This window comes from Longimicrobium sp., assembly GCA_036389795.1.
Lineage (GTDB): Bacteria > Gemmatimonadota > Gemmatimonadetes > Longimicrobiales > Longimicrobiaceae > Longimicrobium.
Genome location: DASVWD010000063.1, coordinates 1 through 17,188, shown reverse-complemented (window position 1 = coordinate 17,188; position 17,188 = coordinate 1). Strand labels below are relative to the sequence as shown.

24 protein-coding genes are annotated in these 17,188 nt (G+C 71.6%); 12 read left to right on the top strand and 12 right to left on the bottom strand.

Annotation, left to right across the window (positions count from 1 at the left end):
* Positions 1 to 4: 4 nt before the first annotated feature.
* From thiE to VF746_07945, 9 genes are all read right to left on the bottom strand, one after another.
* Positions 5 to 652 (bottom strand): thiamine phosphate synthase, encoded by a 648-nt coding sequence (thiE, locus tag VF746_07985; GenBank protein ID HEX8692340.1) that lies wholly within the window; start codon positions 650 to 652, stop codon positions 5 to 7.
* Positions 649 to 1,554, bottom strand: coding sequence for an endolytic transglycosylase MltG (gene mltG, locus VF746_07980; GenBank protein HEX8692339.1), 906 nt, complete (start codon positions 1,552 to 1,554; stop codon positions 649 to 651). The genes thiE and mltG overlap by 4 nt, the downstream gene beginning before the upstream one ends.
* Before the next feature lie 170 nt (positions 1,555 to 1,724).
* Entirely contained in the window at positions 1,725 to 2,171 is a 447-nt protein-coding gene (gene ruvX, locus VF746_07975) for a Holliday junction resolvase RuvX (GenBank protein HEX8692338.1), read from the bottom strand.
* Positions 2,172 to 2,451: 280 nt separating this feature from the next.
* Positions 2,452 to 2,931 carry a hypothetical protein gene (locus tag VF746_07970; GenBank protein ID HEX8692337.1) on the bottom strand — a complete coding sequence of 160 codons (480 nt, stop codon included), beginning with the start codon at positions 2,929 to 2,931 and terminating at the stop codon, positions 2,452 to 2,454.
* Positions 2,928 to 3,545, bottom strand: coding sequence for a nucleotidyltransferase domain-containing protein (locus VF746_07965; GenBank protein HEX8692336.1), 618 nt, complete (start codon positions 3,543 to 3,545; stop codon positions 2,928 to 2,930). The genes VF746_07970 and VF746_07965 overlap by 4 nt, the downstream gene beginning before the upstream one ends.
* Before the next feature lie 131 nt (positions 3,546 to 3,676).
* Positions 3,677 to 4,222: a hypothetical protein gene (locus VF746_07960; GenBank protein ID HEX8692335.1), complete on the bottom strand. Its 546-nt coding sequence runs from the start codon at positions 4,220 to 4,222 to the stop codon at positions 3,677 to 3,679.
* Positions 4,219 to 6,312 (bottom strand): NAD-dependent DNA ligase LigA, encoded by a 2,094-nt coding sequence (gene ligA / locus VF746_07955; GenBank protein HEX8692334.1) that lies wholly within the window; start codon positions 6,310 to 6,312, stop codon positions 4,219 to 4,221. The genes VF746_07960 and ligA overlap by 4 nt, the downstream gene beginning before the upstream one ends.
* Entirely contained in the window at positions 6,309 to 7,289 is a 981-nt protein-coding gene (locus VF746_07950) for a diguanylate cyclase (GenBank protein ID HEX8692333.1), read from the bottom strand. The genes ligA and VF746_07950 overlap by 4 nt, the downstream gene beginning before the upstream one ends.
* Positions 7,286 to 7,675 (bottom strand): response regulator, encoded by a 390-nt coding sequence (locus VF746_07945; protein ID HEX8692332.1) that lies wholly within the window; start codon positions 7,673 to 7,675, stop codon positions 7,286 to 7,288. Before VF746_07945 ends, VF746_07950 begins: the two co-directional genes overlap by 4 nt.
* A 211-nt stretch (positions 7,676 to 7,886) precedes the next feature.
* On the opposite strand from VF746_07945, the gene VF746_07940 reads away from it, so the two are divergent.
* Together VF746_07940 and VF746_07935 are read left to right on the top strand one after the other, a co-directional pair.
* Positions 7,887 to 8,126, top strand: coding sequence for a hypothetical protein (locus VF746_07940; GenBank protein ID HEX8692331.1), 240 nt, complete (start codon positions 7,887 to 7,889; stop codon positions 8,124 to 8,126).
* 497 nt (positions 8,127 to 8,623) lie between these two features.
* Entirely contained in the window at positions 8,624 to 10,195 is a 1,572-nt protein-coding gene (locus VF746_07935; protein ID HEX8692330.1) for a trehalose-6-phosphate synthase, read from the top strand.
* Here VF746_07935 and VF746_07930 read toward each other — a convergent pair.
* Both VF746_07930 and VF746_07925 read right to left on the bottom strand, forming a co-directional pair.
* Complete coding sequence (locus tag VF746_07930) at positions 10,174 to 10,416, bottom strand: putative Se/S carrier-like protein (GenBank protein ID HEX8692329.1); 243 nt, start codon at positions 10,414 to 10,416, stop codon at positions 10,174 to 10,176. The two genes, VF746_07935 and VF746_07930, sit on opposite strands and share 22 nt — an antisense overlap.
* Positions 10,417 to 10,541: 125 nt before the next feature.
* Entirely contained in the window at positions 10,542 to 10,757 is a 216-nt protein-coding gene (locus VF746_07925) for a cold-shock protein (GenBank protein HEX8692328.1), read from the bottom strand.
* Between the two features lie 96 nt (positions 10,758 to 10,853).
* Between VF746_07925 and VF746_07920 the strand changes: the two genes are divergently transcribed.
* A complete protein-coding gene (locus VF746_07920; protein HEX8692327.1) occupies positions 10,854 to 11,477 on the top strand; it encodes a hypothetical protein in 624 nt (207 codons plus the stop codon).
* A 62-nt stretch (positions 11,478 to 11,539) separates the two neighbouring features.
* On the opposite strand, the gene VF746_07915 is transcribed toward VF746_07920, so the two are convergent.
* Positions 11,540 to 11,692 (bottom strand): putative Se/S carrier-like protein, encoded by a 153-nt coding sequence (locus VF746_07915; GenBank protein HEX8692326.1) that lies wholly within the window; start codon positions 11,690 to 11,692, stop codon positions 11,540 to 11,542.
* A gap of 109 nt (positions 11,693 to 11,801) precedes the next feature.
* Between VF746_07915 and VF746_07910 the strand changes: the two genes are divergently transcribed.
* From VF746_07910 to tyrS, 9 genes are all read left to right on the top strand, one after another.
* The gene (locus VF746_07910) at positions 11,802 to 12,020 is read left to right on the top strand and encodes a hypothetical protein (GenBank protein ID HEX8692325.1); all 219 of its coding nucleotides are present in this window, start codon (positions 11,802 to 11,804) and stop codon (positions 12,018 to 12,020) included.
* On the top strand, positions 11,993 to 12,331 hold the full coding sequence (locus VF746_07905; GenBank protein ID HEX8692324.1) for a type II toxin-antitoxin system PemK/MazF family toxin: 339 nt from the start codon (positions 11,993 to 11,995) through the stop codon (positions 12,329 to 12,331). The genes VF746_07910 and VF746_07905 overlap by 28 nt, the downstream gene beginning before the upstream one ends.
* Before the next feature lie 53 nt (positions 12,332 to 12,384).
* Positions 12,385 to 13,074 carry a histidine phosphatase family protein gene (locus VF746_07900; GenBank protein HEX8692323.1) on the top strand — a complete coding sequence of 230 codons (690 nt, stop codon included), beginning with the start codon at positions 12,385 to 12,387 and terminating at the stop codon, positions 13,072 to 13,074.
* 11 nt (positions 13,075 to 13,085) lie between these two features.
* Entirely contained in the window at positions 13,086 to 13,628 is a 543-nt protein-coding gene (locus VF746_07895; GenBank protein ID HEX8692322.1) for a DinB family protein, read from the top strand.
* Between the two features lie 117 nt (positions 13,629 to 13,745).
* Complete coding sequence (locus tag VF746_07890; protein ID HEX8692321.1) at positions 13,746 to 14,171, top strand: hypothetical protein; 426 nt, start codon at positions 13,746 to 13,748, stop codon at positions 14,169 to 14,171.
* Between the two features lie 29 nt (positions 14,172 to 14,200).
* On the top strand, positions 14,201 to 14,767 hold the full coding sequence (locus VF746_07885; GenBank protein HEX8692320.1) for a phosphopantetheine-binding protein: 567 nt from the start codon (positions 14,201 to 14,203) through the stop codon (positions 14,765 to 14,767).
* A 303-nt stretch (positions 14,768 to 15,070) separates the two neighbouring features.
* A complete protein-coding gene (locus VF746_07880) occupies positions 15,071 to 15,301 on the top strand; it encodes a DUF433 domain-containing protein (GenBank protein ID HEX8692319.1) in 231 nt (76 codons plus the stop codon).
* A gap of 18 nt (positions 15,302 to 15,319) precedes the next feature.
* A complete protein-coding gene (locus VF746_07875; GenBank protein HEX8692318.1) occupies positions 15,320 to 15,652 on the top strand; it encodes a DUF5615 family PIN-like protein in 333 nt (110 codons plus the stop codon).
* A gap of 110 nt (positions 15,653 to 15,762) precedes the next feature.
* A complete protein-coding gene (gene tyrS / locus VF746_07870; GenBank protein HEX8692317.1) occupies positions 15,763 to 16,995 on the top strand; it encodes a tyrosine--tRNA ligase in 1,233 nt (410 codons plus the stop codon).
* The last annotated feature ends 193 nt before the right edge of the window (positions 16,996 to 17,188 follow it).

Genomic DNA, 17,188 nt, shown 5'->3' with positions numbered 1-17,188 from the left:
CGCTCTAAGGCGGCGGGTGAGGGCCTTCCGTGGCGCGCAGGAGGGCGCGCGTCGCCGCCTCGGGGTCGGGCGCGCGCATGACGGCGCTGATGACGGCGACGCCGGCGGCGCCCGCGCGGACCACCTCGGCGGCGTTGGCGGCGTCGATCCCGCCGATGCCCACCACCGGGATGCCGACCGCCGCCGCGACCCCGGCGATGCGGCCGACGCCCACCGCCTCGCCCGCGCCGGCCTTGCTCCCGGTGGGGTAGACGGGGCCGGTGCCGACGTAGTCCGCGCCGTCGCGCTCCGCCCGCCGCGCGAGCTCCGGGTCTTCCGCCGAGACGCCCAGGAGGAAGCCGGGGGGCGCGATCGCCCGCGCCGCCGCGGCGGGGAGGTCGTCCTGCCCCACGTGCGCGCCGTCCGCGCCGGCCGCGAGCGCCACGTCCACGCGGTCGTTGACGAACAGCAGCGCCCCCGCCGCGCGCGTCTCGGCGAGCAGCGCCCGCGCGAGCTCCGCCATCTCCCGCGCCGCCATCTCCTTGCCGCGCAGCTGGATCGCGGGCGCGCCGCCCCGGAGCGCCGCGCGCACCACCTCGAGCACCGCCCGCCCCTCGCCGCAGTCCGGGTCGGTGACCACGATCAGCCGCAGCCGGTCCGCCAGGCCGCTCATCGCCCCGGGGCGCGGGCGGCGGCGCGGGCCTCGCGCTGGGCGGCGCGCTTGGCGGCGTTGTGCTCGGCCAGGGTGCGGGTGAAGACGTGGGTGCCGTTCGGCCGGGCGACGAAGTAGAGGTAGTCGGCGGCGGCGGGGCTCAGGGTGGCCTCGATGGCGCCCTTGCTGGGCGAGGCGATCGGGCCCGGCGGCAGCCCCGCGTGCGTGTAGGTGTTGTACGGGTTCTCGCCCACGGAGCGGATGTCGCGGTAGAGGAGCCGCGCGCGCTGCACGCCCAGCGCGTACTGCACCGTGGGGTCGGCCTGGAGCCGCATCCCCCGCTTCAGCCGGTTGTGGTAGACGGCGGCGATGGTGGGCCGCTCGCTCCACACCTTCGCCTCGCGCTCGACGATGGAGGCGAGCGTCACCGCCTCCCGCTCGCTCATCCCCAGCGCCTGCGCGCGCTGCCTCATCTCCGGGGTCCACGCGCCCTTGTAGTTGCGCACCATCTCCCGCGCCATCGTCTCGACCGACGTCCCCATGGGGAAGACGTAGGTGGCGGGGTAGAGGTAGCCCTCCAGCGTGGGCCCGGGGACGCCGTGCCTGCGCGCCGCGGCGGTGTCGAAGAGCAGCGCGAAGACGGAGTCGGGCTGCATCCCCGTGTTCGCGGCGATGCGCCCGGCGATCTGGCGCAGCGTCCACCCCTCGGGGATCACCACGCGCACCTTCACCACGTCGCCCGAGACCAGCTTCTGGAGAATCCCGGACCACGCGGTGCCGCGCCGGAACTCGTAGACGCCGGGCTTGATCTTCGTGGCCGCGCCCTGCATCCGCGCGTACAGCTTGAAGCGCCCCGGCGAGTCGATGATCTCCCGCGCCGCGAGCGAGTCGGCCACGGCGGAGAGCCCGCTGGCGCGCGGCACGGTGACGCGGACGGGCGGGCCGTGCGGGTCGCCACCGCAGGCGAGGGAGGCGGCCGTCAGCGCGAGGGCGAGGACGGTGCGGAAGTGCGAGAGTGCGAGAGTGCGAAAGTGCGAAAGTACGGGAGTACGGGAGTACGGGAGTACGGAAGTACGGGGGCGGGGAGGGGTGCTCACGATTCGCCCTCCGCGGCGCGGGAGCGGCGGAGCGTGAGCCAGCCTTCCAGGATCAGGGCGGCGGCGGTGGAGTCGACGCGCTCCTTCTCCTCGCGGGCGCTCTTCTTCAGCCCCATGCCGCGCACGGCACGCTCGGCGCGCACGGAGGTGAGGCGCTCGTCCACCCAGTGCACCGGCAGCCCCGTGCGCCGCGCCAGGTCCTCGCCGAACTGGCGCACCTCGGCCGTCCACGCGCTCTCCTCGCCCGCCAGGTCCAGCGGCAGCCCCACCACCGCCTCGTCCGCCTCGTGCTCCTCGACGAGCTTCGCGATCTCCGCCCACGGCGGCCGTTTCCCCGGCCGCCGGTGCAGCGTGACGAGCGGCGACGCGATCGTCCTCGTCGGGTCCGAGACGGCGACCCCGATCCGCCGCTCGCCGTAGTCCAGTGCGATGGTTCTGCCCATCAAAGTGCGAAGTGCGAGGTGCGAAGTGCGAGTGATGAGTGCCAGCCTCGGTGCGTCATCCGTTCGGGGCGGCTGAAGCCGCGGCAACAACTGCGCAAAGCCCGCCTTCGCGGGCTCCTTCGGCGCATTTCGCGGGTTCGGCGCATCAGGCCAGCGTCCGCAGGCGAGGCGCGCCTCGCCCCTGCGAAGCGGCGGATAGCCCTGACGGCGGGAGAAACTACGGGCGAGGCGTGTGCCAACGCAAAACGGCCTGCCGCGGAGGTGGACCGCCCAGCCGGGATCAGCCAGGCGGCCGATCGAGCTCTCGGGCGATGGAAGGACGCTGGTCGCGAAGCCAGTCATGGCCAAGCTGGAGGATGCGGCTCACGACTTCATCCAGCCGCTCCGGGTCCATTCCAGACGCGCTCTCTTCGTCGTCCCACTCGTAGACGGCGTGGTGCCGGCGCCGGCGTAGGTCGTTCATCTCGCGCGCGAGCGGCGACAGATCGCCAATGCCGAGGGCGCGCAGCGCCTCGAACGTGAGGCGGTGATGCCCGGTCGCCGACGCGCGGACGCGGTACCCCGCGGCGCGCAGGATCGCCGTCGCGGCCTGGAGGCCCGCCTGGTAGCGCAGGGTGAGGACGGAGTCGGGGCTGAGGTCCTTCCGCGAGTCCGCGTACGTCTGCGCGGCCTTTCGCCAGCGGGCGGCCACTTCGCGGTCCTCGGCCGGGAGCGGCTCCAATTCCCGGCTGTCCACCATCGCCTGGATGCGCGCGTTCACGGCCGCGCCCCCAGGCTGTCGAGCGCCCGGGCGTCCCCCGCCACCCACTGCTTCGGCTCCTGGAGCACGCGCCGCAGGAACGCGCTTCCCGAATCCACCCGGCTCGACACCCGCTCGCGCGTGTAGGCGATCACGTCCACGTCCCGCCCCAGCAGCGACTCGGCCTCGGAGAGCGGGTCGCGCACCTCCCGCTGCGCGGCCTCGTCTCCCACCACGAACAGGTCCACGTCGCTGTCCGAGCGCGTGTCTCCCCGCGCGTGCGAGCCGAAGACGAACGCGGCATCCACCCCCTCGACGCCCGAGAAGGCTTCGCGGAGCACCTCGGCCGGATGCGCGAGCTGCCGGATCAGGGCACGGAAGGGCCCCCAGCGCGGGCTCGCCGGATCGGCACGGTAGAGAACCCTGTGGCCCTGCCGTTCGCGCACGATGAGCCCGAGGCGCTGGAGGCGCGCCAGCTCGTTCTGCAGCGAGGCCATCGCCAGCCCCGTCCGACGGCCGAGCTCGCGCACGTGCACGACATCGTCCGGGTGCAGCGCGAAGTAGAGCAGCAGCCGCACCATCGCCGCGGACGCGAGCGCGGAGGCGAGTGCGGAAGGATTGCTCGTCCTGGTCATGGCTCCGGGATCTGTTCTGAATTCTAGAACGTATCAAAATCTAGAGCGATTTCCGCGCGCGTCAACTCATGTTCCAGAAGCAAAAACGGCCCGCCGCGAGGGCGGGCCGTTCGTCGCGGACGCGACGCCGTTCAGCCCAGGCGGGAGACGGCCTCGTCGAGGGAGGCGCCGGTGGAGAGCGACTCGTACAGGGCGCCCAGCGTCTCGCCGGTGCCGAAGAGGAGGCGCGAGCGGCCGGGCTCGGCGGGGACCTCCATCACCACCACGCCCTCGCCGGCCACGCGGCCCAGCAGGTCGGTGAAGAAGCCCGTCGACAGGTGGCAGCCGGCGGGGCCGCCGTCGCTCCCCTCCTCCAGCCAGCCCACCAGGTCCAGCGCCCCCACGCCCGGGTGCAGCCGCCGGTGCTCCACCCGGCCCCACCCCAGCCGCTCGAAGTAGTCGCTCACCCCCACCCAGAAGAGCTCGGGGTCCAGCGAGAGCGGGTCGGCGCCGCCGTGCGCGGCCGCCAGGTGGTCGCCCAGGCCGGCGGAGACCGCCTGCCCCACGTCGTAGCCCACCTGCCGCAGCAGGTTCACGGCCTCCAGCGGCTCGCGGTCGCCGGCCAGCGCGCGGCGCACCGAGGAGATCAGCCCGGCGGGGACCTGCACGAACCTCAGGTCGAGAGCGGTCGTGTTCATAGCGGCAGGTTCGTCTGGGGGGTGGATGCGGGTTCGGGCTCGCCCCCGGCGCCGGCGGGCGCGGCGCCGCGGGACTCGATCAGCTCCAGCAGGCCGGACTCGGACAGCTCGGGGACGCCCAGCTCGCGCGCCCTGGCCAGCTTGGACCCGGCGTCCTCGCCCACCACCAGGTAGTCGATCTTCTTCGACACGCTCCCGGCCACGCGCCCGCCGTTGCTCACCACCAGGGCCTCGGCCTCGGTGCGCGACAGGGTGGGGAGCGTGCCGGTGATCACGAAGGCCAGGCCGGTGAGCGGGCCCTCCACCGGGTCGGCGCGCTCCTCGGTGAGGTCGACGCCGGCCGCGCGCAGCTTCTCCACCACCTCGCGATTGCGCGGCTCGGCCAGCCAGGCGTGCAGCGCGCCCGCCATGGTGTGCCCGATGGTGTGCACCGCCTCGATCTCCTCGACCGAGGCCTCCATGAGCCGGTCGATGCCGCCGAAGTGGCGCGCCAGCGTCTGCGCGGCGATCTCGCCCACGTGGCGCACCCCCAGCCCGAAGAGCACCCGCGCCAGGCCGCGCCCCTTCGACTCCTCGATCCCGTCCAGCAGGTTCCGGGCGGACTTCTCCTGGAAGCCCTCCAGCGCCAGCAGGTCGTCCAGCCCGAGACGATACAGGTCGCCCACGTCTTCGACCAGCTTCTTCGACAGGAGAAGGCGGATGCGCTCCTCGCCCAGGCCGCGGATGTCCATCGCCCCGCGCGAGGCGAAGTGCACCAGCCCCCAGTAGATCCGCGCCGGGCACGCCGAGTTCGGGCAGTAGGTCATCACCTCGCCCTCGGGGCGCTCCACGGGCGTGCCGCACGCGGGGCAGCGGTCGGGCATGGTGAAGACGGGGCCGCGCGCCTGCCCTTCCTCGAGCTGGGGACCCACCACCTGGGGGATCACCTCGCCGGCGCGCTTGACCAGCACCCGCTCGCCCTCGCGCAGGTCCTTGCGGCGGATGTCCTCCTCGTTGTGCAGCGTGGCCAGCTTGACGATCACCCCGCCCACCTCGACCGGCTCCAGCACGGCGTACGGGTTCAGCGCCCCGGTGCGGCCCACGTTGATGCGGATGGCCTGGAGCGTGGTGACCGCCAGGTCGGGCGCGAACTTGTAGGCGGTGGCCCAGCGCGGCTCGCGTCCCCCGACCACGCCCAGCTCGCCGTGCAGCCGCAGCGGGTTCACCTTCACCACGGTGCCGTCGACCTCGTAGTCGAGCGTGCCGCGCAGCTTCTCGAACTCGCCCACGAACTGCAGCACCGCGTCCAGGCCGGGGCAGAGGCGGGCGAGCCGGTTGACGGGGAAGCCCCAGGCGCCGAGCGTCTCCAGCAGCTCCCACTGGGTGGCGAACGGCAGCTCGCGCCCCGTCTCCACCCCGTAGGCGAAGAAGCGCAGGGGGCGGCCGGCGGTGATGGACGGGTCGAGCTGGCGCAGGCTCCCGGCGGCGGCGTTGCGCGGGTTGGCGAACGTCGCCTGCCCCTCGGCCGCGCGGCGCTGGTTGAGCTGCTCGAAGCCGGCCAGGGAGAGGTAGACCTCGCCGCGCACCTCCATGAGCGGCGGCGGCTTCGGGCCTCCGCGCAGGCGCAGGGGAATGCCGCGGATCGTGCGCAGGTTGCGGGTGACGTCTTCGCCGATGGTGCCGTTGCCGCGGGTGGCGCCCTTCACGAACACGCCGTCCCGGTAGGTGAGCGTGATGGCGAGGCCGTCGATCTTGGGCTCGGCCACGTAGCCGGCGGTGCGCACCTCGTCCACGATCCGCGCGTTGCGGGTCTCCCACGCCTGCAGCTCCTCGGGACTGAAGGCGTTGTCGAGGGAGAGCATCGGCGCCAGGTGCTCGGTCTTCTCCAGCTTGGACGCGGGCTCGGCGCCGACCCGGAGCGTGGGCGAGTCGGGGGTGCGCAGCTCGGGGTGGGCGGCCTCGATCTCCCTCAGCTCGCGGAAGAGCCGGTCGTACTCGGCGTCGGAGAGGGTGGGGGCGTCGAGGACGTAGTACTCGTGGTTGGCGCGCTCGAGGCGCTCCCGGAGCTCCGCGGCGCGCGCGGCGAGCTCCGGCGGGGCGGGCTGCGTCATGCGCTCGGGGGCATGCGGGAGGCGGCCACCACGCGGTTGCGCCCGCCCTCCTTGGCGGCGTACAGGGCGTCGTCGGCCCGCTTGAGCAGCCCCTCGGGCGAGGAGACGCCGGGGGCGGGGTGGGCCGCCACCCCCGCGGAGGTGGTCATGCGGATCTCGTTTTCCTCGTCGCGGTAGACGTGCGCCTCCACGGCGCCGCGCACGCGCTCGGCGAAGCGGGCGGCCTCGTCTTCGGCGGTGTTGGGGAGGATGGCGATGAACTCCTCGCCGCCGTAGCGCCCCACCATGTCGATCTCGCGGGCGGTGTCGCGGAGGATGCGCGCCGTCTCGTACAGGATCACGTCGCCGGTGGGGTGGCCGTAGGTGTCGTTGACGGCCTTGAAGCGGTCCAGGTCGATCATGACCACGGCCACGGGCTCGCCGGTGCGGCTGGAGCGCTCCCACTCGTCGCGCAGGAGCTGGTGCACGTGGCGGTGGTTGAAGAGCTCGGTGAGGCCGTCGGTGATGGAGAGCTTGCGGAGGCGCTTGTTGGCCACCTCGAGCTCGCGGTTCTTCTGGTCCAGCTCGTCCTGCAGCTGCTTGATGCGCAGCATGGCCCGCACGCGGGCCTCCAGCTCCTGGAAGTTGTACGGCTTGGTGATGTAGTCGTCGGCGCCGGTGTTGAGCCCCTGCACGATCCAGTCGGTCTCGGTGAGCGCCGTGACCAGGATAATGGGGATGAAGGGGAGCTTCTCGTCTTCCTTGATGCGCCGCGAGACCTCGAAGCCGTCGATCCCCGGCATCATCACGTCGCAGAGGATCAGGTGCGGCGGGTCGCCGTGCACGGCCTCGAGCGCCTCCTGCCCGCTGGTGGCGGTGACCACCTGGTAGCCGCGCGAGACGAGCCGCGCGCGCAGGATCTCCACGTTGTCGGGGAGGTCGTCCACCACCAGGATGCGCACGGGGACGGGCGCCCCCCCGTCTCCCGCTTCGCTCAAGCCCTGGCCCCCGCGCCGATGAACTTCTCGACCTCGGCCACCACGCGCCGCGGCTCGCACGGCTTGGCCAGGTACCCGTCGCACCCCACCTCGGCCGCCTTGGCGCGGTCGGTGGCCAGCGCGTGGGCGGTGAGCGCGATGATGGGGATGTCGGAGGTGGCGGGGTCGCCCTTGAGGATCTTGGTGGCCTCCCACCCGTCGATGAGCGGGATGGAGATGTCCATCAGGACCAGGTCGGGGTGCTCTTCGCGGGCCATGCGGATGCCGTCTTCGCCGTTGCGCGCCTCGATGACCTGATACCCGAAGTGCTCCAGGATGGTACGGTAGACGGTCCGGTTGTCCTCGTTGTCCTCGACCAGGAGGACCGTCTTGCTGGACTCCGCCATGTGCCCGAAACCTCCGTGTCTGGGCGCCGCCCCCGCCGGCCGGAGTGGGAAGGCCGTGGCGCGGGCGGTGGAAAGGGTTAATGTATACCCCGGCGCTCGCGAGCCGCAAGCCGCGCCCGGCCTGCGCGGGAGTGGCCGGCCGGCGGCACGGGCGTTGCCATCTCGCGGAAAACCCGCGCGGACCCTGATCATCCGTTTCCGACCGGACGGTATGCACTACGACGACACGTCGCGGCGGCTGAACCTGCTCTCGGGGCTGGTGGCGGGCGCGGTGCTGGGTGCGGGGCTCGCCCTGCTGCTGGCCCCCGGCGACCGGGCGTTCGCGCGCCGGTCGCGCTCGCTGGCCCGCCGCGCGCGCTCTCTCCCGCGCCGGGCGCGCCGCACCCTCGCCGACGCCGGCGGGCGCGCCGGGCGGGCGGCCGGGGCGGCCCGGCGGCGCTTCAAGCTGTAGGAGACGGTCCGGGGTCCGCCGCGTCACGGCGGGCCGGACGCGGCGCGGGGCCCTCACCCGCCGCCTGAGAGCGGCAACCCTCTCCCAACTTCGGGAGAGGGTGGACTTCACGAGGGCTCGGCGCGGAAGACGGCGGCTTCGCGGGGGCGAGGCATGCCTCGACCGGCAGGGGTCGGGTGCGCGGCAGGCGGCCCAATTGCGCCGAGCCGCCTGTGCTCGGACTCGCAGGCTACTCGCAGGCTCGCCCCTACGAACCCCGGCACCTTCGCGACGAAGACCCGCGTGAGGGATGCGCGCCCGGAGGGCCGGGACGGCGCCGCCACAGGGGGTATCGTGGCGGAGGCGGCCCGGCGCGGTTGGGCACGGTCGTATCGTGCCCTACCGCGCGCGCAGCCCCGGCCCGGAGCGCAGCGGAGGGACACGCCCAAAACTGCAGTGCGAAGTGCGAAGTGCGAAGTGCGCCGGTCCGGATTGGCGATCACACGAAAGCAGGCGGCATGTCGATCTCTCCGAGCGAGCTGGGACCCCTCTTCCGGCGGTACTTCGACGGCCGGCGCTTCGTGGTGGTGTCGAACCGCGAGCCGTACGAGCACCGCTGGAGCGAGGAGGTCGGCGAGATGTCGGTGCGCCGCCCGGCCGGCGGGCTCACCTCGGCGCTCGACCCGCTGCTGCAGGCGCTGGGCGGGATGTGGGTGGCGTGGGGGAGCGGCGAGGCCGACGCGGCCGCGGTGGACCAGGACGGGCGCATCAAGGTGCCGCCCGAGGACCCCAGCTACACGCTGCGCCGGGTGTGGCTCACGCACCACGACATCCACCGCTACTATCTGGGCTTCTCCAACCAGTTCCTCTGGCCGCTCTGCCACCTGCGCCCCGACCTCACCCGCATCCGCGCCCGCTACTGGGAGCGCTACCGGCGGGTGAACCGGCGCTTCGCCGAGGCCGTGCTGGAGGAGGTGCGGGGGAAGGAGGCGGCGGTCTGGTTCCAGGACTACCACCTGGCGCTGGCGCCGCTCTTCGTGCGCTCGCGCCGGCCGGACCTGGCGCTCGCGCACTTCTGGCACATCCCCTTCCCGCCGATCGACATCTTCCGCCTGTCGCCGCACTCGGGGTACCTGCTGCGCGGGATGCTGGCCAACGACCTGATGGGGTTCCACCTCCCGCAGTTCGCCGACAACTTCCTGCGCTGCGCGCGGCGCCTGGCGGGGGCGAAGGTGGACTGGGCGGAGCGGACGGCCACGCTGGAGGGGCACGTCTGCCACGTGGGCGACTTCCCGATCTCGATCGACGTGGAGCAGTTCCGCCAGGCGGCCGTGGCGCCGGGGGTGGAGGAGCACATGGAGCGCATCCGCCAGCGCTACGCGCCGCGCGGCGGGGCGATCGGGGTGGGGGTGGACCGGCTGGACTACTCGAAGGGGCTGCCGGAGAAGTTCAAGGCGCTGGAGTTCCTGTGGGACCGCTACCCGGAGTTCCGCGAGCGCTTCACCTACATCCAGGTGGCGGTGCCCAGCCGCAGCGACATCGAGGCGTACGACGAGCTCTCGCAGAAGGTGGACCGGCAGGTGTGGGAGGTCAACGAGCGCTTCGGCACGGCCGACTGGAAGCCGATCTCGCTGGTCAAGCAGTCGCTGCCGGCGGAGCGGCTGGCGGTGCTCTACCGGCTGGCCGACGTGTGCATCGTGAGCTCGCTGCAGGACGGGATGAACCTGGTGGCGAAGGAGTTCGTGGCCAGCCAGGTGGACCGCAAGGGGGTGCTGCTCCTCTCGGAGTTCGCGGGCGCGGCGGAGGAGATGACCGACGCCACGCTGATCAACCCGTACGACCCCGAGGGGTGCGCGCTGCAGATCCGCGACGCGCTGACGCTGCCGCCCGACGTGCGCGCGGCGACGATGGAGCGGCTGCAGGGAAGCCTGCGGACGATCTACGACTGGATGGCGCAGGTCTTCACCCGCTGGGGCGAGGTGGCGGCCGAGGCGGGGGAGACGCGCCGGCCGCCGGAGGACCTGGACGAGGACGAGATGTTCCCCGTGGGCCCGCCGCTGGGGCGCGCCTACGGGTCCGACGACTCGTAGAGCGCGAAGGGGACGCCTTCTTCCTCCAGCGCGCCGGAGAGCCGCGCGACGTCTTCGGGGAGGGTCTCGAGCGCCAGGCCGCAGCGCGCGTGGGCGGCCGGCGGGGCGGGGATCGCCTCGGCGGGGATGCCGCGCTCGCGGGCGACCTCCTCGGCCCAGAGCGCGTGGTGCGTGGTGTCGAAGGTGAAGATGCGGCGCTCGGGCTCCCGCTTCTCAGGCATGCCACGGCTTCAGGCTGGAGCCTCTGCCCCGGCCGTGCGACCAGAGCGCTGCACGAGGGCGCGTCGGGGCCGTCCGTGGCTCCGGCGCACCGTCCCGCACGCGGGGCGGCGTGCTCCGGCGGGACCTACTCGTCGAGGGTGACGACGTTCTCGGCGCGCGGGCCCTTGGGGTCCTGCACGAGGTCGAATTCCACCCGCGCACCCTGCGAGAGCGACTTGAAGCCGGTGCCCCCGATCGCCGAGTGGTGTACGAAGACGTCCTTTCCCCCGCTGTCGGGCTTGATGAAGCCGAAGCCCTTGTCGGCCATGAACCGCTCTACCGTGCCCGTCTCGCGTGCCATCGAGTCCGTCCTCTGTCGTGGTGTGGGTTCTGCCTGCCCGTGCCGTACGGAGGCTGCAAGGACTGTGCTCTCCCCAACCAGCGACCGCGGCGACTGATGGCGGACGCCCTCCGGAGCGCCTCATCCGCCGGAAGCGAGTGGCCCCGGCTCCACGCGCGGCTGATGTCGCTGTGCGAGGAAGGCTGGGAGATCTGGGACCGCTTCGACAGCAGTGTGCGCCAGCACGGGTTTCACCCCTTCGTAGCCGCCGACTACGAGTGCGTGCTGCACGCCCTGGTGGCGTTGCGCGGCCCCGGGCAGCGGTTCCTGGAGTGGGGCTCCGCGACGGGAGTCATCACCATCATGGCCGACCTGCTCGGGTTCGAAGCGTACGGGATCGAGCTCGACCGGGAACTGGTCGGCATCGCCCGCGGCCTGGCGGAGAGATACGATTCGGGGGCGCGCTTCGCCGTCGGCAGCTTCCTGCCCGCCGGCTACCGCTGGAGGCCCAGCACCGGCGACGGGCGCCTCGGCACGATCGGCGACGGTGTCTCGGCGTACCCCGAGCTGGGGCACCCGCTGGAGGACTTCGACCTGGTCTACGCCTATCCGTGGAGCGGCGAGGAGCCCCTGATGCTCGACGTCATGCGGTGCTACGGCGGCAAGGGGGCGCGTCTGCTCCTGCACGGCGACGCCGCGCCCGGCGTGCGGGTCTACCGGGGTGGCCGGCGTGAGGGTTGATCGAAGCCTGGAACGGGCGGGGATGCCCTCCTCCTCGAGCGCCACGGCCGGCCGCGACGTCTCTACGGTAGGGTCTCGAGCGCCAGGCTGCAGCGCGCGTGGGCGGCCGGCGGGGCGGGGATGGCCTCGGCGGGAATGTCGCGCTCGCGGGCGACCTCCTCGGCCCAGAGCGCGTGGTGCGTGGTGTCGAGGGTGAAGATGCGGCGCTCGGGCATGCGGTTCGGATGGCTTGCGGTGACTTCGCGCGAGTGAGGCCAGACGTGGCCCGGCTCGCTCTCCGACGTTATCTTGCAAGGCCATCTCGCCTTGCTACAGGAGGCTGAATTGCTGCGCACGATCGAAGCGATCATCGAGCCGGACGGCCGCGTCCGCCTGCTGGAGCCGATCAGCGTCCCCGTTGCGCGCCGGGCGCTGGTCACCGTGCTGGACGAGTCGGCGGAGCCTGCCGACCTGACGGCCCTGCTGAGCGAGCCCTCGCTGGCTTCCGACTGGACCCGCCCTGAAGAGGATATTGCGTGGCAGCACCTGCAAGGGGCGGCGTAGTACTCGTCCCGTTCCCTTTTTCCGACCTATCACAAACCAAGCTGCGCCCGGCCGTGGTCCTCGCTGCCGCCGGACGCGGCGACTACGTGCTCTGCCAGGTTACCAGCAATCCATACGGCGACCTCCGGGCGGTCGAGCTGACACAGGAAGATTTCTCCAGCGGATCGCTTCAACTCACCAGCTATGCGCGTCCGGGGAAGCTGTTCACGGCGAGCGAGCAGCTGATCCACCGTCAGGTCGGGTTGCTCACACCGGCGGCGCTGGACCGCATTATCGACGTCACGATCCGGCTCCTGCACGCGCTAGGTTAGCTTCGGACTCTCCTCGCGTCCATGAAGGATCGTCCATTTCTGAACCACCTTTCATGATCATCAAGCTCGTTCGCCACGGCCAGTCGACGGCCAACACCGGCGAGGTCATACCGGGCGAGGTCGGCGACCACACCGTGGCGCTGACGGCGCTCGGCCACGAGCAGGCCCGGGAGGCGGGGCGGCGGATCGGGCCGGCGTTCCTGGAGGGGGCGCTGGCGTACTGCTCGCCGTTCCGGCGGGCCCGCGAGACGATGGCCGGGGTGCTGGCCGGCGCGGGGGGCGACGCTGGGGCCGTGCGGGTGTACGAGGACCCCCGCCTGCGCGAGGTGGACCACGGGTACGTCGACGCCGACGCGCAGGAGGGGCTGCGCCGGACGCACGGCTGGTTCTACTACCGGTTCAACGGGGGCGAGAGCCCGGCCGACTGCTACGACCGCACGTCGGCGTTCCTGGAGAGCCTGATGCGGCAGGCCGCCCGGAAGCGGGCGGAGCGGGTGCTGGTGGTGACGCACAGCCTCACGATCCGCTGCTTCGTCATGCGCTTCCTGCACCTGACGGTCGAGGACTTCGACCGCATGGCGGGGCTGGCGAACGGCGCGGTGGTCACCCTGGCCCGCAGGGAGGAGCTGCGGTCGCCGGTGTTCACGTCGGGCCGCTGGGGGGTGGTGGACCTGCCGCTGCGGCCGGCCCCGGACCCGGCGGGTGCGCCCGGAGACCCCGCCCGGGGTCCCGTACCAGCATGACGGTGATGATCATGACGACGGCTCCCGACCGGACCGAGGCGGCGGAGTACTACTTCACCTACATCGGCCAGGTCCCCGCGGGCGACATCCGCGAGATCCTCGACACGCAGGCGGGGGAGACGCTCGCGCTGCTGGAAGGGATCTCCGAGGAGGAGTCGCTCCGCCGCTACGCGCCCGGCAAGTGGAGCATCCGCCAGGTGGCGAGCCACGTGAACGACACGGAGCGCGCCTTCGTGTTCCGCGCGCTCTGGTTCGCGCGCGGGTTCGACACCCCGCTCCCCAGCTTCGACCAGGACGTCGCGATCGCCGCGGCGGGCGCGGACGAGCGGCCGTGGAGAAGCCACGTGGACGAGTTCCGCTCCGTCCGCGCGGCGACGCTGTCCTTCTTCCGCAACCTTCCGGAGGACGCCTGGTCGCGGCGGGGCGTCGCCAGCGGGAACCCGTTCACGGTGCGCGCGCTCGCCTGGATCGTGGCCGGACACGTCACGCACCACGGCACGATCCTGCGGGAGCGGTATCTGTCAACGCGGCCGGGTAGGCGGGAACCGGGATGATCTCCGACCCGCAGCGGGACCACGAGGTGCCGGACGGACAGATTCATTGACGTGCGTTTGCCGGCCATTCAAACTGCCCGACGGCCGCTGTCCACCTCCGAGCCGGAGCCGCTATCGATGACCGATGTCTCGGCCGCTTCCGAACCATCCCCCGCGTGGTCTCGCCTGCTGCGTCCGAACCAGTGGGTGCGCGTGCAACTGCCCGGGGGCCCCGTGGAGGGCTTGCTCATTCGCGCGGATGCCGGGGAGGTGGTCCTGCGAGACGACCAGGGGAGAGTGCAGAGCTTTCCTTTCCACGGCATCGAAGCGCTCTCCGTGCTGCGCCTCGGGGTGCGCCTCGGGCCGCGCCGCCTGGCGCTCTTCGGGGCGCTGGTGGCAGTTGCGTGCGCCTGGGACGAGCTGATCATCGAGCGCGACCCGGTCTGGCAGGTCCTCCTGCAGATCCTTATGGTGGGCGGCGTGATGGCAGCGCTGGGAGCAGCTTTCGGCATGCTGCTGTTCGGGTGGAAGGAGATTCATCCCGCAGCCCGGGATCGCGAGTAGCGCGGCACGCCGGCGGAGCTTCGTCCTCCGTGAGGACTGAAATGGGGCTGGACTCGGTGGAGTTCATCATGGCCGTGGAAGCGGCCTTCGGAATCGACATCCCCGACGCGGAGGCGGAGCGGGTCCAGACGCCGCGCGACCTTATCGGCTACCTGACCCGCCGCCTGCCGATGTCCGATGCCGCGGCGCCCGTCTGCCTCAGCCGCAGGGCGTTCTACCGCGCGCGCCGGGCGTGCGTCGTTCGGTTCGGCCACCCGCGCGACGTGCTCGGTCCCGGCACGCCCCTGCTCGCCGTCCTGCCCGAGGCGGGACGCCGCACGCACTGGAAGGCGCTGCGCGGCGACCTGGGCGTGGAAGTGTGGCCGATGCTGCTGGGCCCCGTCACCCGGCACTTCCTGGGCGGCGTCGAGACCCTGGGACAGCTCGCGGGGACGGTGGCGACGCAGAACGCCGCGGCCCTGCGGCGCCCGGACGAGCCCTGGTCGCCCGCCGAGGTCGAGCGCCTCGTGGTCGCACTGATCGAGATGGAACTCGGCGTGGACATGCGCCGCTTCACGCTGGATTCCAGCTTCGTCCACGACATGGGCGTGGATTGACCTTTGGGGCTGCGGAGCTTTGGGCGCGGCGTGGCATCGCCAGCGGGAACACGTTCACGGTGCGCGCGCTGGCCTACATCGTGGCTGGGCCACAGCACGATCCTGCGAGAGCGGTATCTCTCTCGAGTGGTTGAGTAAACGTGAGGTTTCGGTGCCGTTGACAATTCCTTGAGCTACGAGCGTGTAGCATTCGCTGGCGTACGAACGCGCTTGTAAGCAACATACTCGACCAGTGCTGATTGGTAGCAATGGCTAACAAGCGCGGCTTGCCGTGGCGCGAGTACCCGGACATACTATATGTGTATGGACTACCAAGACCGCATTACCATCGACCCTGAAGTGCGCTTCGGGAAGCCGTGTGTGCGCGGGACGCGCATCACCGTAGGTGACGTGCTGTCCTACCTCGCCGGTGGGATGAGCGAGGACGAGATCCTGTCCGACTTCCCGCAGTTGAGTCGTGACGATATTCGCGCCTGCCTGGCCTTCGCCGCTGAGCGAGAGCGACGGCTGCTGGTGAGTCTCCCCGCCGCCTGAGTTCGCCATTCCAACACAGTGCAACTGCTCTTCGACGAGAACCTCTCGGCGATCTTGGTGCGTCGGCTGACCGATGTTTACCCGGGCTCGGCGCACGTGGAGGACCTCGGGTTAATGGGCGCAGCCGACCGGGTGATCTGGGCACAGGCGGCGAGCGAAGGCTTCGTGCTCGTTACCAAGGACGAGGACTTCCACCGCCTGAGCGTACTCTTGGGCCCGCCGCCGAAGGTGATCTGGATCCGGCTCGGCAACTGTACGACTGCGGACGTTGCGCGCCTGCTCCGGGTGCGCTACGACCAGGTCGTGCGGTTTGTTGAGAGCGAGGAGATGGCATTTCTGGCACTGGGCTGACTGGCCCATCTTGCATATTCGTTTTGGCCTTGCGCGCCAATCCCGCCTTCGGCTAATCTCCGCTGCCTATTACGCTGTTGTAACACCTGCGGACCTCAGCCGTCGATCTCGTGAATTTTCCGTCCGTCAGGGAGCAGCTGGACGAGATCCAGCGCGACACGCTGGAGATCGTTCCGGTCGAGGAGCTGGAGCGCAAGCTGGAGCGCTCCGCGAAGACCGGCCAGCCGCTCGTCGTCAAGCAGGGGTTCGACCCCACGCGGCCGGACCTGCACATCGGCCACGCCGTAAGCTTGCGCAAGCTGCGCACATTCCAGGAGCTGGGGCACGACGTGGTGTTCGTGATGGGCGGCTACACCGCCATGATCGGCGACCCCAGCGGCCGGAGCGACCTGCGCCCGCCGCTCACCGAGGAGCAGGTGGAGGAGAACAGCCGCACCTACGCCGAGCAGATGTTCAAGGTGCTCGACCCGGCGAGGACGCGCATCGAGAACAACGCGAAGTGGCTCAAGCCGCTGCAGCTCAAGGACATCCTGGAGATCACCAGCCAGTACACGGTGGCGCGCATGCTGGAGCGCGACGACTTCCAGAAGCGCTACCGCGAGCAGCGGCCCATCTCCATCGTGGAGTTCCTCTACCCGCTGATGCAGGCGTACGACTCGGTGGTGCTGAAGGCCGACGTGGAGCTGGGCGGGAGCGACCAGAAGTTCAACCTGCTGGTGGCGCGCGCCCTCCAGCCGCACTGGGGCCAGGAGCCGCAGGTGTGCCTGCTGATGCCACTGCTGCGCGGCACCGACGGCGAGGCGAAGATGTCGAAGTCGTACGACAACTACGTCGGCGTCAGCGACCCGCCCGAGCAGCAGTTCGGCCGCACCATGTCCATCCCCGACCACCTGCTGGAGGAGTGGTACCAGCTGGCGTCCGGGCTGCGGGGCGAGGCGCTCCAGGCGGCGGTCGAGGAGGCGAAGCGCGACCCCTACCGCGCCAAGCGCCGCCTGGGCGGGCTGATCGTGGAGCAGTACCACGGCCCGGGCGCCGCCCGCGCCGCCGAGGAGGCGTTCGACGCGCTGTTCAAGCGCCACGAGATCCCCGACGACATCCCCGAGCTCGCGCTGTCGCCGGGCGACGCCGAGCTGGGGGCGCAGGACGGGCAGGTGCTGGTCACGAAGCTGCTGGTGCGCACGGGGCTGGTCTCCTCCGGCGGCGACGCGCAGCGCCAGATCCAGCAGGGCGCCGTCTCGGTGGACGGCGAGAAGGTGGCGGACCGCATGGCGCGCGTCCCCACGTCGGGCGAGGTCGTGCTCCAGCGCGGCAAGCGCCACTTCGCCCGCGTGCGCTGGACCTGAGCGGCCGCCACGCAGACGCGAGACGGCCCGGCGCGCCGCGCGCCGGGCCGTCCGTCGTGTGTGCCCAGCATGGACAGTGGTCAGGAGGTGAAAGTCCTCCCGGAACTTGGTCGTAGGGACCGAAGCGAGCCGCAAGGCGCCGACCGCGAGGGGAGCGCTGAAAGAAGCGGGGTAGCGAACCCGTCGAGCCGAC